Source organism: Cytophaga hutchinsonii ATCC 33406 (assembly GCF_000014145.1).
In the GTDB taxonomy this organism is placed as follows: Bacteria; Bacteroidota; Bacteroidia; order Cytophagales; family Cytophagaceae; genus Cytophaga; species Cytophaga hutchinsonii.
The window spans coordinates 928801-943912 of record NC_008255.1; the positions used below are offsets into that span (position 1 = coordinate 928801).

The window sequence follows — 15112 nt, forward strand, 5'->3', positions numbered from 1 at the left end:
GGGTAAAAGGTAAACAGTTTTTATTTTTAAAAGGCACAATTATAAAAAAATAGTAACTTGGTGTGATTTTATTGAACAAAAATGTGAGAAGAATTACCTCGTTTGGTTTCTGTATGCTTTTTTTGATGGATTTTTCCATGCAAACCCATGCACAAACGGGAGATATTACGCCTGTTGTATTTGATCAGTTTTTTCAGAATTATTACCTCATCAATCCCGCAAGTTCAGACAGTACCGGTAAGATACAGGTCAACATCGGAAACAGATCACTGATCGGTTTGTTTGATGGTGTAAACCGCTTGTATGTGGATGGCAATGTACGGATCAATCACCGTACCGCTATGCAGTACAGCAGACTCGGTGCCCTGGTGATTGCGTATAACGATGGTGCTTTTATTAACAGAACGCGTGCATACCTCAGGTATTCCTGGTCAACATCCATCAGTGAACGTGCTTCCATCTCGGCAGGTATTTCAGCAGGTATGGTGAAGTATACGTTTCTTGCTTCACAGGCTGGCGGCGGCGGTTCTTCAACTTCTTTTGACGGCAATGCAGGTTTGTGGTACATACGGCCTAAATTAAAAATCGGTATATCGTATCAACAATTCACCCGTTCGGAATTGACACCCGTGAATCAAACATTTCTGCTTACTCCGTACATAAATGTAAATGCGGTCTATGCTTCTTATCTCAGTGCACATGTATTGTTAACAACGCATGTATTCTACAGGTATGAATCAGGTTCTGTGTTTGATATACAGGCGGCACCTGTTTTTTTATTCAACGATCTGTTTGAAGCAGGTATTAATCTGCGTTACAAAAGAGGTGTTGCAATTTTATTTGGTTTGAAATCAATCCATGTCGGTACAGGAAATATCCGCTTTATGGGTTCGTTTATGTTAAGCACCCGGAAGCTGGCCAATACACTTGATAACGCATTTGAACTATCGGCAGGCTATTCGTTTTAATGGCAACCTGTTAGGGGCAATCCTTGCGGTTGCCCTGCCTTTAGGGCAACCGCAAGGATTGCCCCTACGATACCGTTAATGTTTCAGGCGTCTTTTCTTAACCATGCCGCCGCGGGTATCTTTTACACTTGTCATGACAACAAATGCATTCGGATCAATTTTTTCAATTTCGGTATTTATTTTACTTATCTCCAAACGGGTTATGATGGTATAAATAATATCCAGATCATCTACATGGCCATGTTTTCCAAATCCGCGTTTGCCCTTGTATACCGTAACACCTTTGTGCATGTTTGTTGTAATCATTTCCCGTATTTCTTCGCTGTGCGATGAAATAACCGTAATGCCAATGTATTCATCAATACCTTCAACAACAAAGTCAATGGTTTTGGACGCTGCTAAATACGTGATCATAGAATATAAAGCTGTTTCAATGGTAAGTGTATACGCTGCTACTGAAAAAATCAATACATTAAAACCAATGATTACATCGCCCATGGTAACGCCAAATTTGCGGCTTACATAAATTGCCAGTACTTCTGTTCCATCAATAACAGCACCTCCGCGTACAGAGAAACCGATACCGGCACCTAAGAAAAAGCCACCAAAAATACTTACCAGTAATTTGTCGTGCGTAATCTCAGGGAAAGAAAATAAATGCGTAACAATGGCCAGCACAGCAATGGCAATGCCGGTTTTAATTGCAAATTTTTTGCTGATCACATGATACCCTAAAACAACAAATGGAATGTTTACCAGAATCAGCAGGCTTGCCAGTTCTATCTTTGTAAGTTCGGATAATAACAGTGCAATACCGGTTGCACCTCCATCTATAAATTTAGCTGGAAGAAGAAAACTTTTCAACCCGATGGCCGCAGACATAATACCTAATGAAATAAGTATAATATCTTTAACCACTCTGCCAAGATCTATTTTAAGAAGACGAAACTCTTTAGCCTTTTCAAAAGAAGAATACTGTTCTTTTGATTCACGCCTTCTGTTTATTACAGACGTTTCAATGATTCTTGAAAGTAGTTTATTCAAAGTGCAGTAAATTTTAGTGCAATGATATAAAAGTGTAAAGTTTAGCGTGTAAAGTGCATCACACTTTACACGCTAAACTTTACACTCAATTAAGCAGGTTCCTGCTGGCTCAGGCAATGGAAGCTTCCAAGGCCCCAGATAATATCTGTTGAATCTAATCCGGTTACTTTTCTATCGGTAAAAAGCTGTTGCAATATCTCTAACGCAACTTCATCATTTTTATCTCTGAATGTAGGCACAACAACATGGTTGTTGCTGATGTAAAAGTTTGCATAAGAAGCCGGCAGGCGCTGGTCATCATAGATCACAGCCGAAGGCATCGGCAATTCAATTACGTTTAACTGCTTGCCATTTTCCAGGCGCATCTTATGTAAGTCTTTCAGGTTGTCTTTTAACAGAAAATAATTGTCGTCACTTTTATTTTCTTCCACAACCGTTACTACAGTATCTTCATTTACAAAACGTGTAATGTCATCAATATGGCCATCTGTATCATCTCCCACAATGCCTTCTCCAAGCCATAAGATATGTTCCACGCCGTAATAATCTTCCAGGTATTCCTCTATTTGTTCCCTGCTTTTTGAAGGGTTGCGATTCGGATTCAATAAGCACGATGTGGATGTCAGTAATGTACCTCTGCCGTTAAACTCTACCGATCCGCCTTCCATAACAATTCCCGGGTGAAACACGGGAATGTTATACATCTGTGCAATTTTTGTAGGAATAACGTCATCCAGATCGTACGGAGGATACTTGCCGCCCCAGGCATTATATCCCCAGTCGACAATTACTTTTTTCTGTTCTGCCGCCGGGTTTACAAGGAATGCAGGCCCGTGATCTCTGCACCAGGCATCGTTAGTAGGGAAATGATGAAAAAACACATTGTGCATGTCTGCACCTGCTTTTTCAATATATCCTCTGGCAAAAGCTTCCATTGCAGCATTGGCAACATTGATGCGTACTTCTTCACCTTCAGCAATCAATTTGATAAACTGCGCATACTGAGGAAAAATACTGTCTAATTTACCTGGCCAGGAAGCTTCCTTATGCGGCCAGCTTAACCAGGTTGCTTTATGTTTTGCCCATTCTGCCGGAAACGAATAACCTTGTTGAGCTGGAGTATTTTTATTCATATGCGTAAATATCAATTTTAAAGCTTTTTTTGAAAGCCGAACAAACAAATATACAAAAGTAGAATAAGTTTCCTGTCTCAGAACAAGGTCTTATTGTTGTTTGTGCGTTAAATAAAAAATGAAATATTTAAAGGAATTAAAATATTTACCTGACCTTTGCGTCTCTGAAGTAAATACAAAAAAATATGCGTGGTAATATAATGGTTCTCTTTATTTCAATTGGTGTTTTTTTTCTGATTGATTGGTATGTTTTTACTGGTATTAAAGCACTTACAGATTTTGTTCAGCCAACAAGCCGAAAAATAATCCAATATGTTTATTGGGGTTTTACTGCGTGGACAATTTTTAATCTGCTCATTATGTATTCCGGGGCATATGCTGCCTGGCCTACCTGGCTGCGCAGTATTTCAATCGGTTTGATCATGGGATTGTTTCTGACCAAATTAGTATTTGTACTGTTTCTTCTGCTTGATGACGGGCAACGGCTTGTACAACTTATATACGCCTGGTTTCAGCCAGAAACGCAGGTAGATACTGTAACCGGAAAAACAACTATTTCACGTTCAGGTTTTTTATTGAAAGCAGGCCTGGCTGTTTCTGCAATCCCCTTTGCAGGCATGACATATGGAATACTTGTTGGCGCGCATGATTACACGGTGCGTAAAAAAAGGCTGGTATTAAAAAAATTGCCATCCGCATGGAACGGATTGAAAATTGTACAGTTATCGGATATACACGCAGGCAGTTTTTATAATAAAACCGCAGTACAGCGCGGTATTGATATGGTTATGCAGCAAAAGCCAGATATTATATTTTTTACCGGCGATCTGGTGAATAATATAGCCGCTGAAATGGACGATTATATCGACTTATTTTCAACCTTGAAAGCTCCGTTGGGGATTTATTCTACACTTGGTAATCATGATTATGGTGATTATGTTGCCTGGAACTCGATAGAAGAGAAGCATGAAAACTTAACGAAGCTGATTGGTGTGCATAAAAAAATGGGCTGGGATATTTTAATGAATGAACACCGGATTTTAAAAAAAGACGGTCAGGAACTGGCCATTATTGGTATTGAAAACTGGGGAGCCAAAGGGCATTTTCCAAAGTATGGTAAAATGAACCTGGCTTATGCAGGTACTGAAACAGTGCCGGTTAAGTTATTGTTATCACACGATCCAAGCCATTGGGATGCAGAAGTACGTCAGAAATATAAAGATATAGATGTTATGTTTGCCGGTCATACGCATGGTATGCAGTTCGGTATTGAAAAAGGCGGCATAAAATGGAGCCCTGTCCAGTGGATGTATGATCAGTGGGCCGGTTTGTATGAAAAAGACGGTCAGTATCTGTATGTTAACAGAGGGTTTGGCTTTATAGGATTTCCGGGAAGGGTTGGAATGTCTCCTGAAATAACGGTAATGGAATTACATAATTCCTAGTAATTTTTAAACAATTTCATTTTCTGGCTTGTTTATTGTTGTGCGGATTGTACATGTAATTCAGGATTCATTCAGGATTCAGAATTAAATTGCAGGAATTTCACAGAGAATGAAAAGGAAAATAATTTTATGTGTACATGTATTTATTGCATGCACAACTGCTCTTTTTGCAGGTTCGCTAACACCGGCAGATACCGTTGAGCTTTCAGTTACAGAGGCTGAAAATAATTTTATCAAGCGCAATTTATTGCTGCTGGCTACTAATTATGATATCGAATCATCTAAAGCTCAGATCATTCAGGCAAAGCTCTGGCCCAATCCTACGGTCGAACTTCAGCAGGGAATTTATGATCCGAATACTAAAAAAGTATTTGATGCTTCAGGCACAGGCCAATCTAGTGTAGAAGTAAGCCAGCTGATAAATATTGCAGGTGCCCGTAATAAAAATGTAACCCTTCAGAAAATCAACAGTGAATTAGCAGAAGCACAGCTGTATGATTTGCTGCGTACATTAAAATTTGAATTGCGATCAACCGCCTATGACCTGTATTACAAACAGCAGTCGCTTAAAATGTATGAAACGCAGATTACCTCTCTTAAACAAACGGTTGCTTTATACGAAGCACAATATCAAAGAGGCAATGTGCCTTCCAGAGAAGTGATTCGTTTACAGGCATTTTTAATATCGCTTGAAAATGAAAAATATTCCATCATGCGTTCGGTGCATGAACATCTGCAATACCTTTACATATTAACAGCAGATACTATACGGCCCTATTATAAAATTGTACTGCCGGAAGGTTATGCAGAATCGTTTGCGAATGAAACATATGCCGTTGATTCGTTGTTCGAAACGGCCATGGAAAACAGATCAGATGTCCGTATCAAACAATTGGAAGTTAATCAGACCAGGCAAATGCATGTATTGGAAAAGGCCAATGCCTATCCGGGTTTACATGTAGGTGGTATCTGGGACAGACAATCAAACTACATCCGTAATTATACAGGCGTTGTTGTTGGGTTTGACCTTCCGGTCTTCAACCGGAACCAGGGTAATATTAAAATTGCACAGAATAATTATGAAAAAAGTCTGGTGAACCTTCAGTATGCCGAGCAGAATGTAATGAGTGAAGTTTTAACGGCATACAGACAAGTAAGCGATTACAATACGTTATATAGAAATAAAGACAATAATCTCATCGAAGAATTTGATAAAATGATTGTGGGTTTTATTGTTAATTATCAGAAACGAAATATTACACTCATTGAATTTATAGATTTTTATGAAACGTATAAAAACTATATCAACAGTGTATATGAATTAAGAGGGAATCGATTACAGGCAATAGAATACTTGAATTTTACAACAGGAGTTGATGTATATGAATTTAAATAATAAAATGAACTGCTTTGTTTTGCTGCTGGTTTTTGCAGGTTTACTTGGAACGTCTTGTTCGGATGAAAAAAAATCAATTGCTGAACCTATAGATACGAATTGTTTGTCAGACAGCATGCTTAAACTTATTGAGTTTGATACCATACAATATAAACAGGTAACAACAAGGCTGTTGCTGAGCGGCAAGATCACAGAGAATGAGGATAAGCTGGTAAAAGTATATCCGTTGGTTGGCGGTTATGTAAAAGATTTACGGGTGGAGCTGGGCGATTATGTAAATAAAGGAGATGTGCTTGCGGTTATTCAAAGTACCGAAGTTGCAGATTTTCAAAATCAATTGGTTATCGCAGAATCGAATTTAAATATTGCAGAAAAAAATCTGCAGGTAACGCAGGATATGTTTGAAGGGGGATTGTCTTCAGAAAAGGATCTGGTTGTAGCTAAAAAAGAATATCAGAAAGCAGTAGGAGAGCTCAGAAGAATTAAAGAAGTCATGAACATTTATGGTGTTGGCGAATTTTCTGCCTATACCGTTAAAGCACCTATTTCAGGTTTTATTACAGAAAAATTTATTAACGAGAATATGCAGTTCCGCATGGATAATACGGAGCAGCTTTTCACCATCGCTAACCTGGACAATGTATGGGTGATTGCAAATGTATTTGAATCGGATATTGATCATGTGAAAGAAGGCAGTGAGGTTGAAGTGACAACCTTATCTTACCCCGATCAAGTCTACAAGGGCCGGGTAGATAAAATTTTCAACGTACTTGACAAAAGCTCAAGGGTAATGAAAGTGCGTATCATACTTGATAACAAAGGCTATAAGTTAAAGCCTGAAATGTTTGCCAGTATATCACTCCTAAGTCAGTCCGGTGTAAAGAGTCTGATTGCTCCTGAAAACAGCCTCATTTTTGATAACAATAAAGATTATGTACTGGTATACAAAGACGCTTGTCACATTGATATCAGAGCGATTGAGCGTATTGATAAGATTGATAACAACGTACGTATTCAGTCTGGTTTGAAAGAAGGGGAACGCGTAATTACAAAACACCAGTTGTTAATTTATAATCATTTAATTAATAGATAATTTATGAATCGTTTTATATTATCTATTGTATCCTTTTCATTAAAGAATCGCTTCTTTATCTTTTTTGCAACAGCGATTCTTGTTGTGTGGGGTATAGTCAGTTATTTAAATACACCCATCGAAGCCTTTCCGGACGTTACCAATACACGTGTTCAGATCATTACACAGTGGCCGGGCAGAAGTACAGAAGAGGTTGAGAAATTTGTTACCATTCCGCTGGAAGTAGAAATGAATGCGATTCCGGGTAAAACCAGCCTGCGTTCCATTTCCTTGTTCGGTCTTTCTGTTGTAACCATCATGTTTGATGATGATGTGGATGAATTTAAAGCACGCCAGTTAGTAGCCAACCGGTTAATCTCTGTAGAAACCCCGGATGGTGCATCTCCCGAGCTGCAGCCAAGTTATGGTCCTACGGGCGAAATCTTCCGGTATACATTAAAGGGCGATAATTTATCTTCCAGAGATTTAAAGACTGTACAGGATTGGGTTGTTGAACGTAATTTAAAAGGTGTACCTGGTATTGCTGATGTAGTAAGCTTTGGAGGTGAAGTTAAAACATTTGAGATCAGTGTAGATCCGAACTTGTTACAGAACTATAACATTACAGCTCTGGATGTATTTCAGGCGGTGTCAAGAAGCAACGTCAATGTTGGTGGTGATGTTATTGAAAAGAACGATCAGGCATATGTTGTACGGGGTATAGGTGTGCTAAATAATCTGCGCGAAATACAGAATATTGTTATTGATAATATTGATGGTACACCGATACTTGTAAGCAATGTGGCACACGTGCATGAATCTGCTTTGCCGAAGTTGGGTTATGTAGGAAGAGATACCATGCAGAATCAGGTAGAAGGTATTGTGGTGATGCTGAAGAATGAGAACCCAAGTGTTGTACTCGAAAATCTGAAAGCAAAGATTGATGAATTAAACGAACACATTCTGCCGCGTAATGTACAGATCGTACCATTCTACGACAGAAGTACGCTGATCGGTTTTACTACCCATACGGTTATGAAAAACCTGATGGAGGGAATTTTCCTGGTTACGCTGATTGTATTTGTCTTTATGGCCGACTGGCGCACAACGGTTATTGTTGCTGTTGTTATTCCGATTGCATTACTGTTTGCCTTTATTTGTATGCGTCTGAAAGGCATGAGTGCAAACCTGCTTTCCATGGGGGCGATCGACTTTGGTATCATTACCGATGGAGCTGTTGTAATGGTGGAAGGTTTATTTGTATTGCTCGATCAGAAGGCGCATAAGCTGGGTATGACCAGGTACAACGGCTTGTTGAAATTTGGATTGATTCGCAAAGAAGCAGGTAAGCTGGGCAAAGCAATCTTCTTTTCAAAATTAATTATTGTTACGGCCTTGCTGCCGATTTTCGCTTTCCAGAAAGTGGAAGGTAAAATGTTTTCGCCGTTAGCATACACGCTTGGTTTTGCGTTATTGGGCGCTTTGATCTGCACCTTAACACTGGTGCCTGTTCTGGCGTCTTACCTGCTGAATAAAAACGTACGCGAAAAGCATAACCCTGTTGTTAACTTTTTTGATAAGATTGTGATGCGTGCGTTCAACGTTACGTTCCACAATAAATTCAAGACGATGCTGGTTAGTATAGGCATTGTTGCTTTCGGTTTGTTTTCCTATACATTTTTAGGAACAGAATTCCTTCCGGAGTTAAATGAAGGCGCTATATACATCCGTGCAAGTATGCCGATGAGTACATCGCTGGAACAGTCGATTAAGATTTCTGAAAAAATGCGTAAGTCGCTGCTCACCTTTGATGAAGTGAAAGGTGTTATGTCACAAAGCGGACGTCCGAATGATGGAACAGATCCAACCGGATTTTTCAATATCGAATTTCATGTGGATCTGAAACAGGAAGGCGATTGGAAACGAAAAATTTCCAAAGAAGAATTGATCGCGGAAATGAAGAAAAAGCTTCTGGAGTATCAGGGTATCTCATTGAACTTCTCACAGCCAATCATGGATAACGTGGAAGAAGCCGTTTCGGGTGTTAAAGGTTCTTTGGCGGTAAAAATTTACGGACATGATCCGAATGAACTGGAAGCAAAAGCAAACAGCGTATATACGGTGCTGAATACGGTTGAAGGCATTGAAGATCTTGGGGTGATACAATTGGTGGGCCAGCCGGAATACCACATTGATCTGGATCAGCAGAAGATGGCTATCTATGGCGTGAGTACAGCCGATTGTCAATCGGTCATTCAGATGGCTATTGGCGGAAAAGCTATTACAAAACTGTATGAAGGCGAACGCAAATTCGATGTGCGTATACGATATATGCCACAGTACAGGATGTCCAGAGAGCAGCTTGGAAGTTTGCTGGTACCTACACTTGGTAATCAAAAGATTCTGTTGAAAGAAATTGCTACCATTTCAAAAGTTACCGGCCCTGCATTCCTGTACCGTGAAAACAACGAACGTTTTGTAGCGGTTAAATTTTCTATCCGGGGCCGTGATATGGGCAGTACCATTGAAGAGGCGCAATCAAAAGTGAATAAAACAATAACGCTGGATAAAGGCATGCGTATGGAATGGCGCGGTCAGTTTGAAAACCAGGTACGTGCAACCAAACGTCTGATGCAGGTTGTGCCGATCAGCCTGGTATTAATCTTTATTATTCTCTTTATCATGTTTGGCACAGGTAAAGATGCCGGACTTGTTTTAATGAATGTGCCGTTTGCTTTAATAGGAGGGATCTGGGCATTGTGGATTACGCAAACAAACTTCAGTATTTCGGCCGGGGTTGGTTTTATTGCCTTGTTTGGTATTTGTGTTCAAAATGGTGTAATTCTTATATCCGTATTCAAACAAAAATTAATAGACGGAGAAGAACTGGATGCGGCAATTAAAGAAGGGCTGCAGTCGCGTATCCGTCCCGTAATTATGACTGCGCTGATGGCTGCCTTAGGTTTATTACCCGCTGCCTTATCTCATGGTATCGGTTCAGAAACACAAAAGCCTCTTGCTATCGTAGTCATTGGCGGCCTGGTAAGTGCAACCATATTAACGTTGCTTGTATTCCCGATTATCTGTCATTTCTTCTACAAACATCCGGCATTGCGAAACTGATAAGCTGAACGCAACAAGCTGAATGCTTAAAGCTATAAAGGAGATGGCCTGTATTAAGAATACGTTCCTTATACAGGCCATCTCCTTTATAATTATATTGCGGGCAACGCTTTCAGCCTTTAGTATTAGGCATCAAGCTTCTTTTTCTCCCTGAATGTTAAGCGCGAGTGTCAATAACTTATTTTTAGTTTCCGTCTGAAAACGCAGTACGTGCAGGTCATATTCTTCGTCCTTGGTTGCAGGCTTATCCAGAGATTCAACTTCATCGTGGTATACATTGATCAGATACGTTGCCCATGTTTTAAAATCTTCTAATGAATTGATGTTTGGAAAACGCTCTTTATCTTCAAACACATAATGAATGTGCCCGTTCTCGTACATAGAGAAAAAAGGACCGGCCAGCACATCATTAATAAGATCAAGACTCTGCCATAATTCAGCATATTTTGCCACCTTTAATTGAGGTCTGTGAAACGCATCCCAGAATAATTTTCTGTACGCTTCTAAATCAGCAGAGATATTCATTTTATTGATTGATGTTAGAAGCTGCAAGTTAAAACTTTTACCTTGATTTTTAAGGATTAAAATACGTGCAGGCTTGGCAGAACTTAATACCTAAAACTTAACACATAAAACGTAATACTTTTTTTATATTTACGCTTTAGCGTTTATTATGAAAAGAATATTGATTACAGGCGGAGCAGGGTTTATCGGTTCAAACCTGACAGAAGCGTTATTGAACAGAAGTGATGTTGAGCTGGTGCGTGTACTGGATAATTTTTCAACAGGATACCAGCACAACATACATGAATTTTTGACCCACCCCAAATATGAATTTGTTGAGGGCGATATCCGTAACTATGAAGATGTAGTTAAAGCAGTAGAGGGAATCGAAGTGATCAGCCATCAGGCTGCACTTGGTTCTGTACCGCGTTCGCTAAAAGATCCTATGACCAGTAATAATGCAAACGTGCTGGGTTCCATGAATGTTTTTCATGCTGCAAAAGAATCAGGTGCAGACCGTGTCGTGTACGCATCTTCCTCTTCGGTTTATGGAGATGATCCGGGTTCACCTAAGGAAGAAGACCGTTTGGGTAATGTGTTGTCTCCGTACGCTGCAAGTAAGCGCAGTATTGAACTGTATGCAAAGGCGTTCAGCAACGTCTATCCATTTCGTTTTATTGCTATGCGTTACTTCAATGTGTTTGGTCCCAGGCAAAATGCGCAGGGAGCATATGCTGCCGTAATACCTCAATTCATAACTGCATTATTAAATGGGCAGCAGGCTACAATCTTCGGAGATGGCTCCCAGACACGCGATTTTACCTTTATTGATAATGTATTACAAATGAATATAAAAGCACTGTCTACAGATAATGCAGATGCGTTTAACAGATATTATAATGTAGCCTGCGGCTCAACAACTTCCTTGAACCGTGTATATGCTATACTTGCAGGCTGTGCCGGCTCAGACATTAAGCCCCATTATACGGATCCAAGACAAGGAGATATAAAAGACAGTCTGGCCAATATCAGTTTAGCGCAAAAGCACATTGGATATAAACCCGAAATACAGATTGAAGAAGGATTAATTAAAACCTTCGACTGGTTTAAAAAGAATCAAGGTGAATAATTTGTATTAAAAGCGTGCAGGAAAACAATTTTTCTGCTTTGTATAAAACATAAAAACGTACGTGCTACGTTGATTGCTTTTTTTTGTTTCATCCATAAAAAATAGAACTACGGAAAATATTACATAGAAAAAGTATATATATAATTCAGTTGTTTGTTTTTTATTTATAGCTAGAAAACCTTCTGTATATAATTATTTTTATAATTAACATTCTTTAAAGAGGAACTTTGAATTTATTTGAATAACAACTTCTTTAACTATCGTTAATATTTTATATTTTTATACTATTAATAATAAGCCTATTGAGCGTTTAATAGTTTCATAACCTCGATAGTTGTCAACTAAGTAAATCCTTCAGACTATGCAATTCTATAAATCTTTGAATACAAGTATTTTTTCTACGGGAAGATATACTTCTGTATTTATGACATTTTTTGTTACACTTATGTGTTATTCATTACAAATGACATATACGGAGGCAAAAACGACCTCTACAACAGCAGCAGGTGCGTGGGCAGATGCAACTAAATGGTCGGCTGGATTACCTGCAGACGGCGATGTTGTGATTATTAACCATGTGATGGACTTTACGAATGTGAACATCAACATTGGTGCAAACACAACGTATACATTTGCACCCGGTTCAAACGGATCATCCATTCCATTGTCATTGGGTATGTCAAGCTCAACGGCAGTGCTGAACATCAATGCGAATGTTTCATTTGCAGGCGGGATCAACTTAAACGGAGGAACGATTAATGTGTATGAAGGTGCTACTTTAACCGTTACCAATCAGATTAACCAGGCAGGTACAAAAATTAATGTTGAAGCAGGAGGGAATTTTAATGTTACAGGAAGTTATATAAATAACGGCGGAGATATTCACGTAGATGGGTTGGTTACTATTTCCGGTACGTACGACGGACAGAACGCAACAGCTACTGTAACCGGTTCGGGAGATATTACTACAACGGGTCACATGAAAGGGTTGAACGGAAGTACCATTTTCGGTATTATCAATCCGGATTGCGGCGGCCCGTGCAGCGGTAGAAATCTATGCGGAAGAACTGTTTCATCATTACCGAGAGCGGCTACATACTGTACATCCGGAGCAGCTGTAGTATTAACGGCTTCATTCAGTTCCGGATCGTCTCCTACCTATCAATGGCAATCAAGCTTAACCAATACAGAAGCTGGTTTTTCAAATATTCTGGTAAACGGTAATTCAAATACCTATTCTGCAACACCGGGTGTTACGACTTATTACAGGGTTAAAATTACCATTGGCGGCTGTACAAGTGTTACTCCGGTATCTCTGGTAACAATCAGCACATGTAGTAAAACATGGCTGGGTGGAACTTCCGGAACGGAAACAAACTGGGCAACGGCAACAAACTGGAGTCCAGCCGGTGTGCCCGCTGCGACGGATGATGTTACAATACCCGTACTGCCAGTGAACAAGCCTGTTATCAGCGGTTCAGTAAATGTTAAGAGCATCACCATTGATTTAGGAAGTTCACTTACATTAGCGGCAAACAGTACCTTAAATTCTTATGGAAATATTGTAAATAACGGTACGTTTACTTCCGTACCAACAGCTGCTGTCGCATTTAAAGGAAGTACCCTGCAAACTATTTATGGCATACCTTCCTTACATAAAGTATCCGTAGATAATACACAAGGTATTTCAATACTTACCGCTTTAACAGTAAACGGTACGCTTACTTTAACAAATGGGGCAGTTGCAACAAATTCTAATCTTACCCTAAACTTTGATAACGGAGGAAATATTGCCTACAACCCTGCAGATGCCGGCAGTATAACGGGGGAGATAACCGGCCGCAGAGACGGATTGGTGCGTACACATTATATCGCTTCTCCGTTCAGCAGTTCAACTTCAGGACAGGTAGGTGCAACAACCCCGTTGTATTACAACAATTACTGGAAAATGTATTCCAGAGATTTTACAACACAGGGATGGGTAGCTGTTACCAATACAACCACTCCACTTACACAGGGAACAGGGTTTTCAGTTGCTTTTTCCAATACAAGTTCATTGATACTGACAGGAAGTTATAGTCATACCTTTACGTTGCCGGCAACCAATTATTCTAATGCTGCTGCAGGTAAATACATACTGATTGGTAATCCATATCCATCAACGTTAGACTGGACTTCAGCCGGATTTACAAAAACAAATGTAGGCGGTGCTATTTATTTATGGAGCGGAGCAAGCAGCCAGACATCAAGCTGGGTAGCCAATGTAGGAACAGGACCTAATGGTTCTCAATATATAGGTCCAATGCAGGCGTTTCTTGTAGCAACAACAGGTACCGGAGGAAATTCAAGTGTTGCTATTAACAATACAGCACGTTTAAGTACGCAGAATCCTTCTTATGCGCGGGTAGCATCAGATGAAATTGTACGTATTAAGATAACAACTGAAAATCCTGATTTATGGGATGACGCGGTAGTGCGATTCAATGAAAATGCAACCAGTGAGTTTGATGCAGAATTTGATGCGTATAAAATCATAAATCAAGGGTTTGTTCCATCTGTTTATACGACTTCCGGTACAAACAACTATTCCATTCATTCCGTATCGGATGCTGCTGCATTACCAACTATTCCGGTAACTGTAAAACTTCCCTCTGATGGTAATTATACCTTAAGTGTATCGAAAAGTGATCCATCCGCAGAGTATGTATTGATAGATAAAAAACTTGGTACAGAAAATTTACTTTCAGGCCCGTCTTATGTATTCAGTGGTTTGGTATCAGATGATGCGAATCGTTTTGAACTGCAATTAAGAACAAGTGTTACAACAGGAACACATACGGCAAATGCAGCTTCTGGTCTTCAAATACATTCTTCTTCAAAAGGATTCGTAATACAAACCAGCCAATTCAATGGCAGTACAGCAAACATTGAAATTCTGGATGTAACCGGTAAAGTTGTGAAAGTACTTTCAGGTAAAAATATATCCGACAATACTACATTCATTCCGCTTGATCTTGCAGAGGGAGCTTATATCGTAAAAGTGAACATTGATCACAACGTGTTTGCACAGATGATATCCCTTGTTAAATAATTAATCCATTTTTTAGAATTAATAATGCCCCTTAATCCAAATTGAGAGGCATTATTTTTTATTTTCGGTTTATTCTATAAACAAGCATCCTTTGTAAATCTTTTGTTTAGATCTTTCGTAGATGCTCATATAGCACATTGCACTTTTTCAATAAAGACTATGTTTTTAAATGGGGTTTTTATATATTTTATAAAAGAAAAAATGCAT

Annotated in this window: 10 protein-coding genes; 7 read left to right on the forward strand and 3 right to left on the reverse strand. The window is 39.3% G+C overall.

The genetic code is table 11. The features are described from left to right. Positions 1–83 precede the first annotated feature (83 nt). Positions 84–968, forward strand: coding sequence for a PorP/SprF family type IX secretion system membrane protein (locus CHU_RS04030; protein ID WP_238379343.1), 885 nt, complete (start codon positions 84–86; stop codon positions 966–968). A 75-nt stretch (positions 969–1043) separates the two neighbouring features. Here the strand turns inward: CHU_RS04030 and CHU_RS04035 are convergent, their stop codons facing one another. Together CHU_RS04035 and CHU_RS04040 are read right to left on the reverse strand one after the other, a co-directional pair. Next, a complete protein-coding gene (locus CHU_RS04035) occupies positions 1044–2012 on the reverse strand; it encodes a YitT family protein (protein WP_011584228.1) in 969 nt (322 codons plus the stop codon). 89 nt (positions 2013–2101) lie between these two features. Next, complete coding sequence (locus tag CHU_RS04040; RefSeq protein WP_011584229.1) at positions 2102–3145, reverse strand: agmatine deiminase family protein; 1044 nt, start codon at positions 3143–3145, stop codon at positions 2102–2104. A gap of 185 nt (positions 3146–3330) precedes the next feature. On the opposite strand from CHU_RS04040, the gene CHU_RS04045 reads away from it, so the two are divergent. From CHU_RS04045 to CHU_RS04060, 4 genes are all read left to right on the forward strand, one after another. Further along, the gene (locus tag CHU_RS04045) at positions 3331–4590 is read left to right on the forward strand and encodes a metallophosphoesterase (RefSeq protein WP_011584230.1); all 1260 of its coding nucleotides are present in this window, start codon (positions 3331–3333) and stop codon (positions 4588–4590) included. 109 nt (positions 4591–4699) lie between these two features. Beyond that, on the forward strand, positions 4700–5986 hold the full coding sequence (locus tag CHU_RS04050; protein WP_011584231.1) for a TolC family protein: 1287 nt from the start codon (positions 4700–4702) through the stop codon (positions 5984–5986). 4 nt (positions 5987–5990) lie between these two features. Continuing rightward, on the forward strand, positions 5991–7079 hold the full coding sequence (locus CHU_RS04055) for an efflux RND transporter periplasmic adaptor subunit (RefSeq protein ID WP_041932572.1): 1089 nt from the start codon (positions 5991–5993) through the stop codon (positions 7077–7079). A gap of 3 nt (positions 7080–7082) precedes the next feature. Next, complete coding sequence (locus tag CHU_RS04060; protein WP_011584233.1) at positions 7083–10181, forward strand: efflux RND transporter permease subunit; 3099 nt, start codon at positions 7083–7085, stop codon at positions 10179–10181. Between the two features lie 132 nt (positions 10182–10313). Here the strand turns inward: CHU_RS04060 and CHU_RS04065 are convergent, their stop codons facing one another. Further along, positions 10314–10706 (reverse strand): hypothetical protein, encoded by a 393-nt coding sequence (locus CHU_RS04065; RefSeq protein ID WP_041932185.1) that lies wholly within the window; start codon positions 10704–10706, stop codon positions 10314–10316. Positions 10707–10854: 148 nt separating this feature from the next. Between CHU_RS04065 and CHU_RS04070 the strand changes: the two genes are divergently transcribed. Both CHU_RS04070 and CHU_RS04075 read left to right on the forward strand, forming a co-directional pair. Beyond that, a complete protein-coding gene (locus CHU_RS04070) occupies positions 10855–11814 on the forward strand; it encodes an SDR family oxidoreductase (RefSeq protein ID WP_011584235.1) in 960 nt (319 codons plus the stop codon). A 463-nt stretch (positions 11815–12277) separates the two neighbouring features. Continuing rightward, positions 12278–14905: a T9SS type A sorting domain-containing protein gene (locus CHU_RS04075; protein WP_177254137.1), complete on the forward strand. Its 2628-nt coding sequence runs from the start codon at positions 12278–12280 to the stop codon at positions 14903–14905. Positions 14906–15112: the final 207 nt, after the last annotated feature.

What these genes read in the sequence shown, in the direction of transcription:
- CHU_RS04040 (WP_011584229.1), bottom strand. Translation starts at nt 3,145, where the DNA reads ATGAATAAAAATACTCCAGCTCAACAAGGTTATTCGTTTCCGGCAGAA.
- CHU_RS04045 (WP_011584230.1), top strand. Translation starts at nt 3,331, where the DNA reads ATGCGTGGTAATATAATGGTTCTCTTTATTTCAATTGGTGTTTTTTTT.
- CHU_RS04050 (WP_011584231.1), top strand. Translation starts at nt 4,700, where the DNA reads ATGAAAAGGAAAATAATTTTATGTGTACATGTATTTATTGCATGCACA.
- CHU_RS04055 (WP_041932572.1), top strand. Translation starts at nt 5,991, where the DNA reads ATGAACTGCTTTGTTTTGCTGCTGGTTTTTGCAGGTTTACTTGGAACG.
- CHU_RS04060 (WP_011584233.1), top strand. Translation starts at nt 7,083, where the DNA reads ATGAATCGTTTTATATTATCTATTGTATCCTTTTCATTAAAGAATCGC.
- CHU_RS04065 (WP_041932185.1), bottom strand. Translation starts at nt 10,706, where the DNA reads ATGAATATCTCTGCTGATTTAGAAGCGTACAGAAAATTATTCTGGGAT.
- CHU_RS04070 (WP_011584235.1), top strand. Translation starts at nt 10,855, where the DNA reads ATGAAAAGAATATTGATTACAGGCGGAGCAGGGTTTATCGGTTCAAAC.
- CHU_RS04075 (WP_177254137.1), top strand. Translation starts at nt 12,278, where the DNA reads ATGACATATACGGAGGCAAAAACGACCTCTACAACAGCAGCAGGTGCG.